The organism is Rhizobium sp. BK376, from assembly GCF_004341625.1.
Lineage (GTDB): Bacteria > Pseudomonadota > Alphaproteobacteria > Rhizobiales > Rhizobiaceae > Rhizobium.
Genome location: NZ_SLZG01000013.1, coordinates 95,619 through 113,316 on the forward strand (window position 1 = coordinate 95,619; position 17,698 = coordinate 113,316).

Sequence of the window (17,698 nt, forward strand, 5' to 3'; positions counted from 1 at the left end):
ACGTCAGATGAATTCGAATGCCCTCGCAATCCCAGCGTTGCTGATCCCTGTCCTGCTGATCCCTCCAACGTCCGCAGCTGCCGACGTGCCGGTCATCGACAAGACCAATTACGAAGTCGCCAAGAAGACGGCCGACACAACCGACCAGATCCTCGAGACGAACAAGAACATCCTGACCACCGTTCAGGACACGTTGAAGGCCGTGACCGGGGATCGCGGCAATACCGCCGGCCCCTTGAAGAACCTTGCGATTGGCAACGGCTTCAGCGTGTCGTCGGTCCCCTCGCTCGACAGCATCATCCAGGAGGGTGTGCCGAATTTCGGATCGATGAGTGGCGATATCGCCAGGACCGCCGCCACCTTCATCAACGGACTGCAACTGGTCAAATCGCTCTCCGGCAAGGACGACAGCACCTTTTCGGGAGACAAGTCCTATGAGCAGCTGGTCAATACCGTGCTCGGCGTCTCGGCCCTGATCACCGGATCGCAACAGGCGATCGAGACGCGCAAAAACGCCTTCGAACAGGCGGGAGCCCAGATCGGCACCGCCCAGGATATCAAGGGATCGATCGACCAGAACACGCAATTGGAGGTGCAATCGGGCCTGACGCTCAACGAAATGATCGGTGTCATGAATGGCGCGGTCACCTCCCTCCAGGCGGAAAACCAGCGTCGGCTCACCGACATTTCCAATTCGAAGAAGGCACTCGCCTATGGCAACTGAAGCAAGGGCGATTGAAGGAAGGACGATCACGGCGGTCGCAGCATTGCTGATCGGTTGCGGGCTGATCAGCGGCTGCGGCACCGTCAAGGATAGGACCGCCCCCTGCAAGCGGCCGGCGGGGCTTGCCTCCTTTGCCGAGGATCCAAGGCTTTCCTGTGGGCCCATGCGCCCCGTCAACGATCCAAAGGCCGCGTTCACGGCGATCGGTCTTACCGATCCCGATGCGTCTCCCGATCAGTTCCCAGCAAAGTACTAGAGGGCGTTGAGATGGAGGATTTTCTCGGCGACCTGCTGCGGCGGATAGACGATTCCGGCACGAATTTTTCGCAGCAAGCCTATACGGCCGTCGGCAACGAGATCATGCCGCTGCTGAAGATCATGCTCGCGGCCTATGTCGCGTGGTATGGGCTGCAGCTTACCATGGGCACCGCCCGGCTTGGTGTCGGCGAGGTCATCGGCCGCATCGCGCGGATGATGATCATCTATGCGCTTGTCGGCTCCTGGGCGAATTTCAACACGCTCTTTTATCACTGGATCAACGATGCGCCCGAGAATGTCGGTCGCGCGATCCTTGCAGCGTCAGGGACCGGCGTCACCGAGCCGACCAACGGCATGTCGCAGATCTGGCAGACGGCCAATGCGGCGGCTTCCGCCTTTGCCGAGCAATCCGGCTATTTCTCCATCCTGCCCAGCATGATCGGCATCGTCATCCTCGTCGGCGCCGGCATCTTCATCGCCGTGGCCCTTGCCGTTCTCATCCTTGCCAAGGTGATGCTCTGGGTCCTGATCGGAACCGCACCGATCTTCATCGCCTGCATGCTGTTCGAGCGGACCCGCGGCTATGGCGTCGGCTGGTTCAACCAGGTCCTGACCTATGCGCTCATTCCCCTCTTCATCTATGTCATCGCCGCCTTTCTCATTGCGGCGATGAACCCGGAATTGGCGAAGATCAACGCGGCGAGCGGCGCGCGCACCCTGACGCTCGCCGATGTCGCCGGCTTCCTGCTGCTCTCGATCGCCGGCGGCTTCGTCATGCTATACATCCAGTCGATCGGCCAGGGCATCGCCGGCGGCATCGCGGTGGGAATCGGAAACGCTGCCCGCGGGATATCGCACTCTTTCGGAGTGCAGCTGCCCGTCGCGACCGTAAGCAATAGCTTACGCGCCGGCAGATCGGCGTACAGCGCAGGGCAGGCAATCTCCAACCGGACGCGCGATATCGGCCGCGATGCGCGCTCCGGGACCCGGGCTGCGATGGAAGCCCAAATTTCGCGCCAAAGCACCCCACCCGATCTGAAGCAATAAGAGATAATCGATCATGGCAGAGACAAGCGACGCCGATCTGAGGAGCTATTACCAGAGCGGCGACATCTGGGAACAGGAAGTCGTCAAACGGGCCAAGCGCTCGCGCGCGCTTGCCTGGTTCGTGACCGCGCTGTTCGGCGGTGTCACCCTGCTCAGCCTGGCTGCCCTCGTGCTTTTGATACCGCTCAAGAGCTTCGAACCCTATATCGTCGAGGTCGACAGGAACACCGGCTACATCGAGGTAAAGACCGGCCTGACACGACCCTCGAACCTGACCGAGCAGCGGGCGATCACCCAGGCCTACATCGTCCGCTTCATTCGCGCCCGAGAAGGCTACGATCCCTATGCGATCTCCGACAATTTCGGCATTGCGGCGCTGCTTTCGACGGGCAATGCCGCACGCGCACTCGAAGAACTCTACAGCGCCGCAAACCCGAAGAACCCCGCCAAGCTCTATGGCAAGGTGAAGCGCGTGACGACGGAGATCGCCTCCGTCACCTTTCCGAACGCATCGACCGGCATTGTGCGATTTGCGACGAACGAGCAGTCCGACACGGACACGGTCGTCAATCACTGGATCGCGGTGGTGCGATATCGCTATACCGACACGCCGCAGACCAACGAATGGCGATTCGAAAACCCGCTCGGGTTTCAGGTGTATGATTATCGCCGCGATCAGGAAACGGTCACGGAGGACAATCCGTGACGAGAATTCCAGCAGCACCCGTTCTCGCCCCGATCATGCTTGCGCTCTCGCTGACCGGCACGGTCCGGGCAGCGCAAACGCCCTCTGCCGGCCGGTCCGACCCGAGGGTCACCAGCGTCGTCTACCAGCCGGACAATGTCGTCAAGGTCGCGGCCACCTACGGCATCTCGACGATGATCATCTTCGACGGGGACGAAAAATTCGAGACGATCGCCGTTGGCGATACCGACAGCTGGGACGTGGTGCCGACCGACAAGGGAAATATCCTGTTCGTCAAGCCGAAGGCGAAGAATGTCGGCACCAACATGAATGTCGTGACGAACAGGCGGATCTACTATCTCGAACTCAACGACTTTGCGCCTGAGGCCAACCGTCAGGTTTTCGGGATCCGCTTCGTCTATCCGGACAAGGATCTCAACGCGTCGCTGCGAAGGCAGGCGGAGGCCCGCGCCGGCTACCCCAACCTGTCCGGCATCGACAAGGAAAACGTCAACATCGACTACTCCTTTTCCGGCGATCCGGACCTGAAGCCGCTGATGGTCTTCGACGACGGCGCGAAGACTTTTTTCAAATTCGGCGCCAGGGTGCCGGGGATCTTCGCGGTCAATTCCGACTACACCGAGACCTTGCGCAATTTCCGGCGCGAGGGCGACTACATCGTGGTCGACGGCACCGCCCCGCAATACACGTTGCGCGACGGCAAGGAATGGACCTGCATCTTCAATTTGGGCAAGCCGGATTTCGGGGCGCCGGATCCTGGCATCATGGGACCAGCCTTTGACAGCAAGGCCAGGCGGCGGCGTGGGGGTGGCAATCCATGAAGCGCTCGCCCGAACTTCAAGCCATGCTTGCCGCCGACGACAGCGAGGTGCGCGACGGGAGCGCCCGGCGCAGGCAATGGCTCACGGGCGCGGCACTGATCCTCGGCGGCGCAGCGCTCGCCTATATCGTCATCCTTGCACCGCAGAAGAAGAGCGGCGACGCTCTCAACAGTGACGAGGAATTTTCCACCTCGACGTTCCGGCCGCCGTCCTTCCTGCGCGATGACGAGAAACCGAAGGAAAAGCGGGCGGACAATATCATCCACCTGCCGGACCCCCAACCGGCGAAGAAGCCGGATGAGACCGACACCACCGCGTTCAATGTTCCCCCGCCTCCCCCGGCCGTAGAACTGCCTCCGGCGCCCGAAAAGCCGGCCGAACAATTCCCGAAGCGATACCTGTCGAAGCAGATCATCGTCGATAATGACAAAGCGGCCGGCCAGGGCAACGCCCTGGCAGGCGAAGGAGGCGCCGGCGGCCCGACGGTTGCCGGCGACGATCGCAACAGCAAGTTCCTGGCGACGGCTTCGACGATCGGCGACCGCTCCGCCAAGGCCCGGCAGCTCGGCCGGCTCGACGCCCTGATCCCGGAGGGAACCCTCATTCCAGGCATACTCGAAACAGCCATCAACAGTGATCTCCCGGGCGAGATCCGCGCTATCACGTCTGCCGACGTCTATTCCTTCGACGGCAGGCGGATCCTCATTCCAACCGGAACGCGCCTGATCGGCGAGTATCAATCCGATGTGACGCGCGGGCAAAAACGCATCTTCGTGATCTGGACGCGGCTTTTGCGCGATGACGGCGTCTCCGTTCGCCTGAACAGCATCGGCACGGACAGCCTCGGCCGCTCGGGGCTGACCGGCATCGTCGACAACAAATGGCGCGAGCGCTTCGGGTCGGCAATCCTGCTTTCGATTGTCGGTGCGGGTTCGTCCTACCTGACGGGCTATGGCAGCGGGTCCTATTCGACGGGAAGCGGCAGCGGCGAGACCGACGCCGATCGCGCCGCTGATCTTGCCAGAGAAACGATCGCCCAGACCTTTTCGAACATGGCCAATCAGGCGCTTGGCGAAAACCTGCATATTCCCCCGACGATCAGCGTCGCGCAGGGCGAGCGCATCTTCGTCTATGTCCGCCAGGATCTCGACTTCTCGGCGCTTTATCCGGACCCGGTCGAGGAGGCCCTTAAGGAGATCAAGCATGAGCGAGGCATCGCTGCGGATCGTTCCCGGCAATGATCCCCATTACTTTCTGCGGCGGTCGCTCGCACCGCTTGTGAAATTTCTCGACGATCCGCAGGTGGTCGAGATCTCGGTCAACCGTCCCGGCGAGGTGTTTGTCGAACGCCTCGGTGCTGAGCATATGGAGTATCATGCCGTGCCCGAGCTGACGGCGGCGGAAATCGAACATATCGGCGAGCGGGTTGCAGCCGCCAGTGACCAGTTCATCAGCCATCTCAACCCGCTGCTGAGCGCTGCCCTGCCGACGGGGGAGCGCATCCAGGTCATTCTTCCACCCGCTGCACCCGCGGGCGGGGCAATCTCGATCCGTAAACAGGTGATCAGCGACTTTTCGCTTGCGGACTATCGCAACGCAGGCGGGCTCGACAAAGTCTCTGTTGCCTCCTGCGGCCTGACCGAGATCGAGCGCCAGCTCACCGGGCTCCTACGAACACACCGCATCCACGACTTTATCGAGACCGCGGTGCGCGGCCGCGTGTCGATCCTGATCAGCGGCGGCACATCGACCGGAAAGACCACCCTGCTCAATGCCTGTCTCAAAAGCATCGATCGGCACGAGCGGATCCTGACGCTTGAAGACACGCGTGAACTGACGCCGCCGCATCACAACGCACTCCATCTCCTTGCCTCCCGGGGCGATCAGGGAACGGCACGGGTAACGATCCAGTCGCTGCTGGAGGCATCGCTGCGCATGCGCCCCGACCGGCTCTTTGTCGGCGAGATCCGCGGCGCCGAGGCCTTCGCCTTCCTGCGGGCAATCAACACCGGCCATCCCGGCAGCATGTCGACGGTGCATGCGGACACGCCGACGGGGGCCTATGAGCAGCTCGCCATGATGATCCAGGCGAGCCTGTCCTCGGGTTATACCAAGCAGGACCTGATGGCCTATATCCGCACCGTCGTTCCGATCGTCATCCAGTTGCGGCGTGACGGCGGGCGGCGCGGCGTCTCCGAAATCTACTATGCCCGGAATACGCCATGAAGCGGTCCGCCCTCGCCCTTCATCTGCTCTTCTCCCTGCTGACGGCGACGGCAACATGGATGCTGATCTACAGTCTCATCCTGCAATTCGTCTGGAAGGATGGCCGCGTCCTCCACCTGATGACAAGCTCCGACCCCTTCGTGCCGTTCCGGCAGCTTGTTCGATATTCCGCCGCCAGACCCTTGCAGCTCGCAGCCCTGACCGCTCTTGCCCCGGCCTTGGCCGTTGGGGCGGCAGTGGTGGCCTTCGGGATGCACCGTCCGTCAAACCCGCTTGGAGACGCCGCCTTCCAGGATCCGGCATCGCTGCGTCGTGGCGGCTGGTTTCGCAAGAGCGGCCACGTCTTCGGTCGATCCGGGCGGCATCTGCTTTGCCGCAACGACGACCGTCACCACCTCGTCATCGGCCCGACACGATCCGGCAAGGGGGTCGGCTACGTCATTCCGAATGCTCTGGTGTTTCCAGGGTCGATGATCGTCACCGACCTGAAGGGCGAGATCTTCAAGCTGACGGCGGGCTACCGCAAAGCCAATGGTCATGAAGTCTTCCTGTTTTCGCCCGGCAGCCCGAAGACGCATCGATGGAACGCGCTCGACTTCGTGCGCGCCGACCGCGGCAGCCGCACGATCGACATTCAGAATATCGCCGCAATCCTTATCCCGGAAAGCGCCGGTTCGGATAACGCCATCTGGCAGGGCATCGCCCAACAGGTGATCGCCGGCGTGATCAGCTATGTTTTAGAGAGTGTCCACTACGATGATCGCCGCACGCTCGGCGACGTGAACGCGTTTTTCAACAGCGGTGTCGATCTGCAGGATCTGATGCGGCGCATAGAGGAACGGGAACCCGATCTGTCGCGCTTCACCAGGGACAGCTTCAACGCCTACATTGCATTGAACGAGAGAGCGGCGCGTTCGGCGCTGCTGGACATCCAGAAAGCCCTGTCGCCGTTTCGAAACGAGCGTGTGGTTGCGGCAACCAGCACGACCGATATGGATCTGACATCGCTGCAGCACCGGCCAATCACGATCTATCTTGCTCCGACGATCACCGACATGACGATGCTGCGGCCGTTGCTGACGCTGTTCGTTCAGCAGGTCATGGATCTCCTTACCCGCAAGCACGATCCGAGCGCCCTGCCCGTCTATTTCCTGCTCGACGAATTCCGGCAGTTGAAGAAAATGGACGAGGTTCTGAACAAGCTGCCCTATGTGGCCGGCTACAACATCAAGATCGCCTTCATCATTCAGAACCTGAAGAACCTCGACGAGATCTACGGCGAGACTGCGCGACACTCGCTGCTCGGCAATTGCGGCCTGCAGATCATCCTCGGCGCCAATGACCAGGCGACAGCCGATTATGCGTCGAAAGCGCTCGGCAAGAAAACGATCCGATACCAGTCGGATACAAAAACGGTCGAGCTGTTCGGGCGGTCACGCCGCACGAAGGTCGAGCAGATCCGCGAGCGCGATCTGCTCATGCCGCAGGAGATCCGCCAGATGCCCTTGGACCGGCTGATCATCCTGGTCGAGGGCGAGCGCCCGATCTATGGCAGCAAGCTCAGATACTATGCCGACAAGCCCTTCCGGTCGACGGCCGACAAGGCCCGTCGGCTGAGGGTCGCGGTGCCGAACGTCGACCTTCCGATTGCCTCGCTCACATCGGCCATCGCCGATCGTGATCATTCCGACGGCGGAGCTCGGCCCGGCAACGTCAGGGATGAGCTGGCCGACCCACCTGGCGCGCACGGCCGGACACCGCCGCGGGTGGCGTCTGCCATCCAGACGGGATCGCGAAATGCGCATTCCGGTTTTGACGATCCGACGCGACCTGCAGTCTCCGATCCGTTGGCCGATCGGTTAAAGGCAACCGAGGCGGTGCTGAGATCGGCCATATCGGAAACGCTGGCGGAGATGGCTCCTGTGCCGTCCGAAGCCAGAAAGACCATCGGGAATATCCTCGTTCATACGGTCCCCGATTGATCCGCCCCCCGTTCCTGACCGGCAGGAACGCAATACTCGACCATGGCCGCCTTTTGGAATGGTTCAGTCATCGCCCACCACGATAAAGTACCGGCTTTTGTCTCAGACTTTCGGCATTTCCGAGCCAGGGGACCCGCATTCCAACAAAGACGGCGATTTTCGCAAGCGTGATCGAACGGACCCCATCGCAGATCGCCGGACTGAAACGCGCCCAGAAGGGGACCTTATATGCGCAGTCGCCAAGGAAATGGCCGACGAGAATGCGACGATGACCTTCGCAAACCTTCTCCCCCAAACGCGCACAGCTGATCCTGCAGGTCTCGCCTCCCAAGACGAAACGGATGGTCAGCTGTTTGCCGGCTAAACGAACCTCTCCAGCATCTTGCGCAGCCGATGATTCTGCTCGCGCAAATGCTCGGCCAGCAATCGCTTCAGCCGTTGATTTTCATTCTGCAGAAGAGCCAGCTCATCGAGCGTTGTTAATTCTACGAGCGTTGGAGGATCGATCGCAGTCTTGCCCGTTTGGTTGACACGGTTTTTATCCGTGGCGCGCCGCGGTGCACCATCTTTGCTCTGGTCGGCTACGTCTTGGCGCGACGGGCGTTTGACGGTCGCATCTTGCCGAACCTCATCAGCAACGCTCTGATTGGAAGTCGTCTCCTTTGACGATCCCGGATCGCTTTCACCCTCTCCATCGAAAGCCGCCGCTGCGACGACGACTTTATCGTCGGGGCCATCTGTTGGATGCTGACGTTCAGTTCCGCTCGACGATGCGCGCAGCATGTCGACAGCCTTGTCCAGCTCGAACAGATGCGGCGCATCCGCGATTGCCTCGCGCACCAGTTCCTTGAAATCGGTGTTGCCCCAAATTGCGTTGGAGTGCTGAACCGGCCGCCGGCGCGCCGACTTGATCTCAACCACGAACTTGCGGTGTGATGTCTTCATGGGTCAATGTCTCGATTGGTGATCGGATGTTTTACGGATGGTCAAACCGCTCAAGCATTTTCTTGAGCTGGCTGTTTTGCAGTCGGAGCTTCCGGGCCAGTTGCTCTCTGAGGTCGCTGATTTCCTGGTCGAGACGGGTTGCCTCGCCAAAAAACGAATTCTCGCGCGGCGACGCCTGCGTGGCATCGTTGTCACCCTTTGCCTTTTGGCCGCCGGCCGCGGTGCGGGTCCGGCCTTTTTCTTTCGCCGTTACACGTTTTGTCCCCGATACTGTCGGCGCGCTGTCATTTGCCGGTATCGACTGGACGGGTTGCGCCTCGCCTTGCGGCTGGCTTGGACGATCGACTGTTTCAGGTAAGACCTCTTGCGCCGCAACGGGCTCGGCGGGTGGCACCGCTCCGTCGTCGACCGGCGCCAGACTGCCTGAGGCCGGCACGGCGTGATCCGGCGATACCGCCTCTTCCTCGTGAAATTCCGATCCCGCCTCCGGGGAACCAGGCGCGATCAAAAGCTGGGGCTGGTCCTTGACCGCCTCCGTCTGGCCGTCGCCCCCGGCGACGTCAGACGTCGCCTCGTGTTCCGGCCTCCGGCGCCGCGACGCCAATTCGGCAAGGAATTTCCATGGTGATTTCATCGCTTGAACCTTCAGCAACACGAATGCTGATGTTGCCGTCATCTTCGACCCGGGCCGGAAATGTCGGCCCGGGAAAAGAACCTATCGCAGGACACGAAACCGGATCGACCGGATTTCCGATGTTGCCCTGCCTGTCCGTCTACAAATCAATCGACACCCAGCCGCTTGCGCAGATGCGCGTTTTCGGCGCGAAGCTTTTCGGCGAGCGCCATGCGGAGCCTTTTATTTTCTTCTTCGAGCTGAATGAGGTCCGCCATCTCATCGAGAACAGGCGCTTCCGCTGTCGGCGCCGAAACGAGTTGCTTGACCGTCTGCGGCTTCGCAGGTCTCCCGCCGCGCTTTTTGACGGAACCAGCATCGGTGGCGGCCGCGGCCGCTTCTGCTGCTTTCTCTCCACGCTTGCGACGGGTGGTTGTTGCGGGTGTTGTGGCAGCGGTCGAGGTTTCTGACACGGAGGCACCGGCAGCATTCTTCGCGCGTCGCGGGGCGCGCTGTTTTTTTGGTTCCGCTGCTGTTGCGGATGCAGACGCATCTGCAGCTTCGGTGTTTACCGTCATCTCGTTCTCGTCAGCCATGAATTGTCTCCTTGTGTGGTAACAATTCTTTCCACTGCGCAAAGATCGATGTCAACTAGGGCCTGTCGTTTCACGATATTGCACGTGCCAACAGAATCGACGGCGCGGCAACGACTAACCCGTCTCAAGTGGAGGCGGCCAGACCGGTTTCATCACCGCCGCCTGCGCGCCGGTTGCGCTTCGCTGTCGCATTACATCGAGGGTGCAATCTCGAGCTTCACTGTCAGTGACCATCGTGCCCGAAGACAACCCTATCAAGAGATCATCCTCAATAGTTCCAGCTTCGGTGTTGGTTTCGAAATGAAGCAGACACCGCTCTCAAGATCCGCATGGGATAGCTTGATCACGCCCGACGTCACGACAATCTTGATCGCGGGCCAGTGGGACCTCACCGTCCTGACCAGCCCCAAACCATCCATCGTCCCTGGCATGTCGATGTCCGTAACCAGCGCGTCGATGTCGTTTCTTTCCAGGAGCACAAGGGCCTCGTCCGCGTTGGCCGCCTCCATCACCCGGTGCCCGGCCTGTTCGAGAAAGTCGACGGTGTGGAATCGCAGCCGGTCTTCGTCTTCGACAATGAGGACGCGTGCTGTTGCGCCGCGCCTCTCACGGACGCTGTGGACATAATTCATCACGTCCCGGCCATCCGCCGACGCGCGGGTTTGTTCGAGCAGATCACGCTCCAGAACCGCCTGTTCCCAATGGGTCCTGTCTTCGAAGAAGGGGCGCCCCGCCTGCTCCCACAGGGCGTATGCCCGTGCAGCGATCCATTCGTTCCTGTCGTCATCCATTGAAGAGCCAATCTGTTATCGAGGAAATCTGAGGCTTCGAAAATATTCCTCCCTTCCCGTCCAAAATCGCCCGGCTGATGCGGTATGAGCCAGGGTTGCGACAGACGGTGGGAAATACGGGCGAAGACGCCCAACTGTGCTTTACACAAGATTTCATGGCAGCATTGAAACTGACGTCTGAGCTGCAAGTTCCCACGCCAGCGTAAATTTGAATCAGATCGTCCCTGGGCAAGGCACGGAGGAAACGCGCCAGTCCGCCATATTTTTCAAGACCGCCGGTCATGTCCGGATCGCATGCCGGACAGGCATCCTCACGCGCAAGTGCCGATGAAACCGATCCATCACGCCGCTTTGCCGAGGTAATCATCCAGCCTGTCCACTGGGAACGCGGCCTTAGCAGGCTCAGGCGCCGACCCTGGCGCCTGGACCTATCCGAGCGATCGGGACGCGATCGAAGCAGCGACGGCTACGCCGCCGATCCTGCGCCCGGAATGTGATGGCGAGCGGACGCAGGGCAGTGAATGCTAGCGGTCGTGATCGTCACCGTCCCGGCGAATATGTTCATCCGCGTTTCGGCGAGGACTTGGTTGCCGGGGGACGTCTTCTCGGTTCGGCGAGGAGTGCTGCATATCGCCTGCGTTTTTTCCCTTGGCGTGGTCCTCTGGCCTGTCGGCAAGACGCTCGCTCTCAGTCTCGTGCATGAGCGTCGAGCTCCGCGTCGCCTGGTCACGACGCCCGCCATGACCCGATCGATCCCGCAGGTGATCTGCCGCGGCAATGGCGCTTTTCAGTTCCACATCGACTTCGGCGATTTCGCGGATGAGGCTGTTTCCGGCCGCACCGAGTTTCGCCGCGCGCGTGAGCTCGACATTCAAGCTTGCCCGCAAGGCGTTTGCGTCGTCGGCGATCTCGCGCCTGTCGGCAAGCGCGATCCTCTGTCGGTAGTACTCGACCACAAGCATGGCCTCGTTGGCCACTTCAACTGTCTTCAAGCCATGGCGGGCAACCGCCTCTTCCCAGCGTCGGTCGTCGGCGGTCAGGGCCGTCCGATCTCTAGCAGCAGGCGCGCCGTCGCGTTCGGCTTCTTCCATCATCTCGCGCCGAACCTCGACATGCGCACGCGCTGCAGTCGCAATCTCCCTGAACCTGTCGCGGGCGGTCTCCGCCACCAGACGCTCCGCCTGAAACAGCGCCGTCTCGACCCGCTTCTCGTAGATCTCGAATTCCGGTCGTGTCATCGCGTTCATGTCATCAATCTCCAAAAGCCTGGACAGGTTTGCCAATTCAATTTTCAACTGCGGCCGTGATTGATCGGCAGCGCGCCGAGAAGGAACGCCCTGTCCTTCGGCTCTGTCGGCCGTTTCGAACCGGGAGAGCTGGTCTCGCGCAAAACCCCGGACCCGCGCGGCCTCGCTCTCCCGGGTGAGCCGATGCCACTCGCCCCGTGCCGTGTCTGCATAGGCCCTGCTTGCCTCCGACCGGGCCCGATGCGGCACGTCCGTGCGTTTCTCGTCATATCGCCGCTGGGCCGCCAGGCTCGTTCCCACATGCTGCGTGCGCCCGACATGGCTCGTCGGGCGAACCTGGTTTCGGCCATATGCAGGTGCATTTGCCCGCTCCCGCCGGTCGGTCATTTCCATGTCGATGCCCTGCGCGCGAGCCTGCGTTGCAAGACCCTCGCGCCAGCGCCGAAACGAGGCAATGGTCGTCTCGATCCGCTCTCCGTCCTCCGAGCGCATGGCGACGACCGCGTGGACATGGACATGCGGTCGCCGGCCGCCCTGCCTCTCGCCTTTCGGATCGTCGAAGGGATCGTGGAGCGCAAAGACGTAGCGGTGGGATGCGAATTCGCTCGCAAGGAAGTCCCGGGCCGCTGCGCGGAACGCTTGCCGGTCCGTCCCGGCCCTCGCCGACAAAACGAGATGCAGGACATCTCTTGGCCTGCGGCTGTGAAATTGATGTCGCCATTGCTGCTGGACGAGGTCGCCTGCCTGCCTGCTATCCGACACGCGTTGACCGTCCCCGGTCTCGACCGCGCCTGCGTGTCTGTCGACCAGGCTGCGGAGACGCGCCGTCCCGTAGTCGACGCCATTCCCGTAACCAGTGAAGCGAAAATCATCGATGGTTCGACCGGCCACGCTGGCAGCACTCATTCTTGCGCGGACAATGTCAATCGCCTTTGCATCGGCGGTCAGCCGTTCGCCCTGGCCATCCCGAAGCACGACGACCCCTTCGATCCGGTAACCGCCGTCTTCGCCACGAGAGACGTTGAACGCAAAGGAACGATTGCCAAGGCCGGACTTGAGAATTGCGCGCGCCTCGTCGAAATCGCCATTCTCACTGCGTACCGGTTGGCTGACCCGCATCCGGAATACGCCAATGTCCCGGCTCTCGGCTCTTGCGCTCATCAGGTCTTCCCAGGCCTGGCCAATGGAAGCGATCTCGCTCTTGCCTCTCAATAGCTCGCCAAGATGGCTTTCGATCGCGATCTCACCATTGCGCGCTACATAGGAGATCATGGCGCCAAGCCGCGCCCTTCCCCCGTATGACGCAACCTTGACCACGGCCGGTTGACTTCCCCGCGCAAGCGCCCCGAACCGCTGTGACATCGGACGCGCCGCGACCTGGCGCTGATCGCTCTGCGAAAAGCCCGAGCCCCTTCTCTTCGTTCGCCGTCCATCGAAATTGCGCTCACTCCCCCCGACCCGGCGGCGTCGCAACTCTTCCTCCCAACTTGGCCCAGCACCAAGACTGCGCTCATGCAGCAGCACCGCCCGCCGCTGTTCCCACTCAAACAGGAAGGCACCCAGGAAGATCTCCATCAGAGCATTCTCCGGCGGTTGCCGCGCCCGTTGCCGGCAAGTCGCTTCACTTCGATGCCGATGGCCGCCACAACCGGACGCAATTCTGTCAGGAGCCTTAAGGCCTCACTCTCCTTCGCCTCGTCGCGATGCGCCATCCGCGTCACCGCGTTCAAATCCAGTCGCACATTTCGCAACTCCTGGAACAGGAGATCGAAGATCAGGCGATCGTCGTCGTTCAGGAACGGTTCCACGCCCGCGCCTTCGAGCGCCAGCGAGCGAAGGAAGGCCGATACCGTCATCCCCGCCTGTTTGGCCGCCAGGTCGACGGCGAGAGCCTCCGAAGCCGAAAAGCGTGTATGAATGATCGCCGTCTTTCGTTGACGGGTCCCTGTCGACGCTCTCTCGGCCGCTATTGTCTCGGAATGCCGCATGCCTGCCATCCGATCGCCTTGCACCAGGCTCGCCGCAGGCGTTATCGACGGCCCGTCCGTCGATCGTCAGCAAATTTGTATCACAAATTTGCGTATCCTGCCAAAACCAGTCAAAGCCAGACTTTACTATATTTGATCTGAATTTCAACCCACATCGTCGGCTGATGCCCGCCCCCAGGACACCGCACATCGTCCGCATCGCAATGGCCCGTGTACGCGAGCTGCGCGATTTTCTCGAAAAAATCGCTGTTATCGGATGATTATCAACGAGTTCAAGTTGGCATTCTGCGTTGACCCACGACCGTCTGTAACAGCCGACGACAGAACAAAAGGCGCCGATCCAGATCTTGACGAAAGCAGAAGAACAGAACAATATTTGTTCCATTCGCAAGCCAAGTGGACTGGGACGCCAGCCATTCTCAGAACGGCGGTTCCGGATCGATGCGGCCATCGAGTTCGGCCAGGATGACTTCCAGTTCGGCGCGTGCGAGGTCGAGTTCGGCCGCGATGCGGCTCCGCTCCTCGGCCGTCATGGCGTTGCGTGCTTCGGCGCGCAGTTCCTCGATATGGTTTTCGATGGTCATCGTCGTCTCCTTGACGTGGTGTGAAAGATGACGACCGTCCGGTGGGCAGGCGAAGGCAGGTCAGGGCTCGTGAACACGACCGGCAAAGCCGGCGTGCGGAGGTGCCGATTTTGTTGGAGCGCAATGCAATGGAGCGGAGAGAAAATTGGAGGGGCCGCGCGGCCTTGAGCTGTCTTTGCCTGTCCGCCAGAATCGAAGGATCTGAACAGATAGGTTTCCCTCTCGCGGGGCACCGTTTCGCGGCGGCTTCGGACAGTGGACGGGAGCCGAGGGCATGAGACGATTTCGGCTGGGGGACGTCGAATGCGACGAGGAGGACGAGGCTTTCCAGGGTCTGGTGCTGCAGGCTCATGGCAGCAAAGTCAGGCTGCTCTGCCTCTGCAGGCCGTCGGGCATACCGATGTATATTGCCGACATCGGCAGCCAGCTTGTGGTCAAGCGCATGCCGCTGACGGGCGGTGACCACGACCCGACCTGCCCGTCCCATGAGCCGCCCTACGAACTGACCGGGCTCGGACCTCTCGTGAACACGGCGATCAAACTCGATGCTTCGGCAGGAATCGCCTCCCTCAAGCTCGACTTTCCCCTTTCCAAACAAACCGGTTCGCGCAACGGGATCGCGACTACGCATGCCGCAGACAGCGTCAAGAGCGAAGCGAGGAAGCTGTCGCTGCGCTCGCTCCTGCATCTCCTATGGCATGAGGGTGGCTTGACCGAGTGGACAAGCCGCTGGACGGGACGACGGCATTGGTGGCAGGTCTACCATCATCTGTCGCAGGCGGCGCGGATGATGGAGATTCGGGGTGAAAGTCTCGGGGAGCGGCTGTATATCCCGGAACCGTTTCGAGCCGACGACAAGGCCGCGATCGAGCAGCGTCGGGCGGGGAAGCTGTCCGGGCTCTATCAGCCGTCCGAGGGCCGGAAAAAGCTGATGCTTTTGATCGGAGAGATCAAAGAATTCGGGTCCGCGCGGAGCGGAAAGCAGCTTGTCGTCAAACACATGCCGGGCTTTCGCCTCCATCTGGAGGAGGCAGGCTGGCGTGCCTTGCAGAGGCGGTTCGAAACCGAACTGAGGCTCTGGGAGAGCGGTCAGGACGGGCATCTCATCGCCATTTCGACAGTCGCCGGATCGGCAGGCGGCCTGGCAACCGTCAACGAGATCGCGCTGATGGCCGTGACCGGGCAATGGCTGCCGATGGAAAGCGTCTCCGAGCAGAGGCTGCTCGACCACCTGGCACGATCGACGTCGAAGTCGGTGAAGGGTCTGCGTTTCAACCTGCCTCGGGACCAGCCCATCGCCAATGCGATCCTGCCCGACCTGAAACCAAAACCCATGGCGCTCTATATCGTGCCTGCGGGCGCCGACGCGACGTTCGAGACAACGCTGCGCGATATGATTGCGGCACGACCCGACCTGTCGGCATGGGTTTGGCGTGTCGCGGAGGGCGACCTGCCGTCGCTTCCCGGTCTGGACGAGGAGAACTATCGTTCCACAGGACCCTCGAGGAGCCCGTCATAGACCTCCATCAAGGCATTGGTGATCGCCTGGCCAAGGGCGTTGCCGGCGACACGGATGTCATCCTCGGCACCGTCTTTTGCAGCCCTTGCAAGCTCAAAACCCTGCTCGCTGACGATCTGCTTGGCGACCTCGATCGCCCAAAGCCCGAAGTCTCCACGGCTGGCTATATTTATGGTGTCTGTCATTGTCGCTCCGCCATCTCTGCGGCCGATATAGAGGGGAAGACAAGGTTTCGCCAGCGCGGCGACCGGCAGGATCGGCCGCACTTTCATCAATCGTGTGAATCGATGGGCGGCGACCGATTCAAAACTGTCGTTGGACAGGCCAGATGGGCCTGGGCGATTTTGTCTGCATGTCCGACCATCCTGATCGCCTCTACTGGCAGCGTATCGACAGAGCCAAGAACATGGCGCGCTACTATGCGCTGGCCATTCAGCCGACGCTGTTCGGCGAGGTCGCCGTTGTTCGTTGTTGGGGCAGGATTGGAAAAGGCGGCGGAGAAAAGAGCGACATCTTCGATACGGAGCGGGAGGCGGCTGCCCACTTCCGCGCTCTGGCGCTCAAAAAGAGCAAAAAGGGCTATAAACCGGTCGGAACCTGTGGAAAGACGGCAATCGGCAGCGATCCGGAGACGACAAACCCGTGACAGGACAAGATTCCGGTGCAAAGGATTCCTGGCATTCCACGGGGAGACATCATGACCACCACCAATGAAATCGCAGACAAGATCGCCGCCGACCACGGGCTGACCAAGGTCCAGGGCAAGGCGATCGTCGAAGCTGTCTTTGCAGCCGTCACGGCAGCCGCCACCGCCGGCGCCGAGACATCGATCCCGGGCTTCGGGAAGTTCAAGGTCAAGGAAACGCCGGAGCGGGAAGCCCGCAATCCGGGGACTGGCGCCATGATCAAGGTCGCAGCCGCCAGGAAGCTCACTTTTACGCCGGCAAAGGCGCTGAAGGATACAATGAACAAGTAAGCCGAGGTCGCCGCAGGCAGGCTTCCCAGACACCACAGAGCAAAATGTGCGGGTCAAGACCTGCAGGACAAGACTTGCAGGACAGGACTTGCATACTGGATGGCCGGCCCTGATCGGGCCGGCCATCGGTTTTCAGGCAGGGTTGTTCCAGAGGATCACCTTGCGGTTGGGTTCGCCGCCGGGTGCCGGCGCCAGGTTCCCGAAAATGACGCCGATCTCCGGCGCTTCGAGTTTGACCGAGAGATATTCCTCGCCGGTCTGCCTGGCGATACGGTTCCAGCCGGCACCGATCTCGAAGCCGGTCTTCTTGTGGATGATGCGGTAGTCGGGAGCCTCTTCGCTTGCCTTGTTGGTATTCGGGATGATGGCGATCGGGGCGTTGACCCGGATCGTGGCAAAGATGCCTTCGAGACTGCCGTCGTTCTTCTGCGTCAGGGTTGCGATCGTGGTGGCCATGTGACGTCTCCTTCGGTTGATCGGGACCATTCCCGATGGCGCCCGAAGAAGGCGCCGCGCCGCAGGCGTCACCGGCGCATAAGCGCCGGGAAACCCCTTGCGGGTTGACGCAGATGACGGCCGGTGCCTTAGACAGGCGACAGAAACAAAGGGAATGGTCTCCAAGCAGGACCGCATCGAGACCTCGCGTTGCCCACACATGTGACCTGGCCGCAAATC

Annotated in this window: 20 protein-coding genes; 11 read left to right on the top strand and 9 right to left on the bottom strand. The window is 61.3% G+C overall.

Annotated elements, in window-relative coordinates; all coding sequences use genetic code 11:
• The first annotated feature begins 7 nt into the window (after nt 1-7).
• Genes EV561_RS24815 through EV561_RS24850 form a run of 8 tightly spaced genes read left to right on the top strand, consistent with a single transcriptional unit; the run spans nt 8 to nt 7,764 of the window.
• A complete protein-coding gene (locus EV561_RS24815; protein ID WP_132525491.1) occupies nt 8-724 on the top strand; it encodes a type IV secretion system protein in 717 nt (238 codons plus the stop codon).
• The gene (locus tag EV561_RS24820; RefSeq protein WP_132525493.1) at nt 714-980 is read left to right on the top strand and encodes a hypothetical protein; all 267 of its coding nucleotides are present in this window, start codon (nt 714-716) and stop codon (nt 978-980) included. The genes EV561_RS24815 and EV561_RS24820 overlap by 11 nt, the downstream gene beginning before the upstream one ends.
• 11 nt (nt 981-991) lie before the next feature.
• A complete protein-coding gene (locus tag EV561_RS24825; protein WP_132525495.1) occupies nt 992-2,029 on the top strand; it encodes a type IV secretion system protein in 1,038 nt (345 codons plus the stop codon).
• 13 nt (nt 2,030-2,042) lie between these two features.
• The gene (locus EV561_RS24830; protein ID WP_132525497.1) at nt 2,043-2,735 is read left to right on the top strand and encodes a type IV secretion system protein; all 693 of its coding nucleotides are present in this window, start codon (nt 2,043-2,045) and stop codon (nt 2,733-2,735) included.
• A 35-nt stretch (nt 2,736-2,770) separates the two neighbouring features.
• Nucleotides 2,771-3,556 (top strand): TrbG/VirB9 family P-type conjugative transfer protein, encoded by a 786-nt coding sequence (locus EV561_RS24835; protein WP_132525648.1) that lies wholly within the window; start codon nt 2,771-2,773, stop codon nt 3,554-3,556.
• Complete coding sequence (virB10, locus tag EV561_RS24840; protein WP_132525499.1) at nt 3,553-4,797, top strand: type IV secretion system protein VirB10; 1,245 nt, start codon at nt 3,553-3,555, stop codon at nt 4,795-4,797. Before EV561_RS24835 ends, virB10 begins: the two co-directional genes overlap by 4 nt.
• Nucleotides 4,760-5,782, top strand: a complete 1,023-nt coding sequence (gene virB11 / locus EV561_RS24845; protein WP_132525501.1) for a P-type DNA transfer ATPase VirB11 — start codon at nt 4,760-4,762, stop codon at nt 5,780-5,782. The genes virB10 and virB11 overlap by 38 nt, the downstream gene beginning before the upstream one ends.
• Complete coding sequence (locus EV561_RS24850; protein WP_132525503.1) at nt 5,779-7,764, top strand: type IV secretory system conjugative DNA transfer family protein; 1,986 nt, start codon at nt 5,779-5,781, stop codon at nt 7,762-7,764. Before virB11 ends, EV561_RS24850 begins: the two co-directional genes overlap by 4 nt.
• Nucleotides 7,765-8,124: 360 nt before the next feature.
• On the opposite strand, the gene EV561_RS24855 is transcribed toward EV561_RS24850, so the two are convergent.
• The 7 genes from EV561_RS24855 to EV561_RS37290 form a co-directional block, all read right to left on the bottom strand.
• Entirely contained in the window at nt 8,125-8,709 is a 585-nt protein-coding gene (locus EV561_RS24855) for a hypothetical protein (RefSeq protein ID WP_132525505.1), read from the bottom strand.
• A gap of 31 nt (nt 8,710-8,740) precedes the next feature.
• Nucleotides 8,741-9,343 (bottom strand): hypothetical protein, encoded by a 603-nt coding sequence (locus EV561_RS24860; protein ID WP_132525507.1) that lies wholly within the window; start codon nt 9,341-9,343, stop codon nt 8,741-8,743.
• 146 nt (nt 9,344-9,489) lie between these two features.
• Complete coding sequence (locus tag EV561_RS24865; protein ID WP_132525509.1) at nt 9,490-9,918, bottom strand: SyrB-like regulator; 429 nt, start codon at nt 9,916-9,918, stop codon at nt 9,490-9,492.
• A gap of 254 nt (nt 9,919-10,172) precedes the next feature.
• Nucleotides 10,173-10,709: a response regulator gene (locus tag EV561_RS24870; RefSeq protein WP_132525511.1), complete on the bottom strand. Its 537-nt coding sequence runs from the start codon at nt 10,707-10,709 to the stop codon at nt 10,173-10,175.
• A 524-nt stretch (nt 10,710-11,233) separates the two neighbouring features.
• Nucleotides 11,234-13,531, bottom strand: coding sequence for a conjugal transfer protein TraA (locus tag EV561_RS24875; protein WP_132525513.1), 2,298 nt, complete (start codon nt 13,529-13,531; stop codon nt 11,234-11,236).
• Complete coding sequence (locus EV561_RS24880) at nt 13,531-13,944, bottom strand: mobilization protein (protein WP_132525515.1); 414 nt, start codon at nt 13,942-13,944, stop codon at nt 13,531-13,533. Before EV561_RS24880 ends, EV561_RS24875 begins: the two co-directional genes overlap by 1 nt.
• 419 nt (nt 13,945-14,363) lie before the next feature.
• Nucleotides 14,364-14,528 (bottom strand): hypothetical protein, encoded by a 165-nt coding sequence (locus EV561_RS37290; protein ID WP_165927904.1) that lies wholly within the window; start codon nt 14,526-14,528, stop codon nt 14,364-14,366.
• 274 nt (nt 14,529-14,802) lie between these two features.
• Between EV561_RS37290 and EV561_RS24885 the strand changes: the two genes are divergently transcribed.
• Nucleotides 14,803-16,047: a DUF1173 domain-containing protein gene (locus EV561_RS24885; protein WP_132525517.1), complete on the top strand. Its 1,245-nt coding sequence runs from the start codon at nt 14,803-14,805 to the stop codon at nt 16,045-16,047.
• Here EV561_RS24885 and EV561_RS24890 read toward each other — a convergent pair.
• Entirely contained in the window at nt 16,011-16,232 is a 222-nt protein-coding gene (locus EV561_RS24890) for a hypothetical protein (RefSeq protein WP_132525519.1), read from the bottom strand. The genes EV561_RS24885 and EV561_RS24890 overlap by 37 nt on opposite strands.
• A gap of 143 nt (nt 16,233-16,375) precedes the next feature.
• On the opposite strand from EV561_RS24890, the gene EV561_RS24895 reads away from it, so the two are divergent.
• Both EV561_RS24895 and EV561_RS24900 read left to right on the top strand, forming a co-directional pair.
• On the top strand, nt 16,376-16,693 hold the full coding sequence (locus EV561_RS24895) for a WGR domain-containing protein (protein WP_245512903.1): 318 nt from the start codon (nt 16,376-16,378) through the stop codon (nt 16,691-16,693).
• Nucleotides 16,694-16,744: 51 nt separating this feature from the next.
• Nucleotides 16,745-17,023, top strand: coding sequence for an HU family DNA-binding protein (locus EV561_RS24900; protein ID WP_132525521.1), 279 nt, complete (start codon nt 16,745-16,747; stop codon nt 17,021-17,023).
• A 132-nt stretch (nt 17,024-17,155) separates the two neighbouring features.
• On the opposite strand, the gene EV561_RS24905 is transcribed toward EV561_RS24900, so the two are convergent.
• Nucleotides 17,156-17,479, bottom strand: coding sequence for a DUF736 family protein (locus EV561_RS24905; RefSeq protein WP_132525523.1), 324 nt, complete (start codon nt 17,477-17,479; stop codon nt 17,156-17,158).
• Nucleotides 17,480-17,698: the final 219 nt, after the last annotated feature.

Coding starts and splice junctions, on each gene's coding strand:
- EV561_RS24870 (WP_132525511.1), bottom strand. CDS start 10,709: ATGGATGACGACAGGAACGAATGGATCGCTGCACGGGCATACGCCCTG.
- EV561_RS24865 (WP_132525509.1), bottom strand. CDS start 9,918: ATGGCTGACGAGAACGAGATGACGGTAAACACCGAAGCTGCAGATGCG.
- EV561_RS24895 (WP_245512903.1), top strand. CDS start 16,376: ATGGGCCTGGGCGATTTTGTCTGCATGTCCGACCATCCTGATCGCCTC.
- EV561_RS24860 (WP_132525507.1), bottom strand. CDS start 9,343: ATGAAATCACCATGGAAATTCCTTGCCGAATTGGCGTCGCGGCGCCGG.
- EV561_RS24880 (WP_132525515.1), bottom strand. CDS start 13,944: ATGCGGCATTCCGAGACAATAGCGGCCGAGAGAGCGTCGACAGGGACC.
- virB11 (WP_132525501.1), top strand. CDS start 4,760: ATGAGCGAGGCATCGCTGCGGATCGTTCCCGGCAATGATCCCCATTAC.
- EV561_RS24815 (WP_132525491.1), top strand. CDS start 8: ATGAATTCGAATGCCCTCGCAATCCCAGCGTTGCTGATCCCTGTCCTG.
- EV561_RS24830 (WP_132525497.1), top strand. CDS start 2,043: ATGGCAGAGACAAGCGACGCCGATCTGAGGAGCTATTACCAGAGCGGC.
- EV561_RS24820 (WP_132525493.1), top strand. CDS start 714: ATGGCAACTGAAGCAAGGGCGATTGAAGGAAGGACGATCACGGCGGTC.
- EV561_RS24905 (WP_132525523.1), bottom strand. CDS start 17,479: ATGGCCACCACGATCGCAACCCTGACGCAGAAGAACGACGGCAGTCTC.
- EV561_RS24835 (WP_132525648.1), top strand. CDS start 2,771: ATGCTTGCGCTCTCGCTGACCGGCACGGTCCGGGCAGCGCAAACGCCC.
- virB10 (WP_132525499.1), top strand. CDS start 3,553: ATGAAGCGCTCGCCCGAACTTCAAGCCATGCTTGCCGCCGACGACAGC.
- EV561_RS24850 (WP_132525503.1), top strand. CDS start 5,779: ATGAAGCGGTCCGCCCTCGCCCTTCATCTGCTCTTCTCCCTGCTGACG.
- EV561_RS24825 (WP_132525495.1), top strand. CDS start 992: ATGGAGGATTTTCTCGGCGACCTGCTGCGGCGGATAGACGATTCCGGC.
- EV561_RS24885 (WP_132525517.1), top strand. CDS start 14,803: ATGAGACGATTTCGGCTGGGGGACGTCGAATGCGACGAGGAGGACGAG.
- EV561_RS24875 (WP_132525513.1), bottom strand. CDS start 13,531: ATGGAGATCTTCCTGGGTGCCTTCCTGTTTGAGTGGGAACAGCGGCGG.
- EV561_RS37290 (WP_165927904.1), bottom strand. CDS start 14,528: ATGACCATCGAAAACCATATCGAGGAACTGCGCGCCGAAGCACGCAAC.
- EV561_RS24900 (WP_132525521.1), top strand. CDS start 16,745: ATGACCACCACCAATGAAATCGCAGACAAGATCGCCGCCGACCACGGG.
- EV561_RS24855 (WP_132525505.1), bottom strand. CDS start 8,709: ATGAAGACATCACACCGCAAGTTCGTGGTTGAGATCAAGTCGGCGCGC.
- EV561_RS24890 (WP_132525519.1), bottom strand. CDS start 16,232: ATGACAGACACCATAAATATAGCCAGCCGTGGAGACTTCGGGCTTTGG.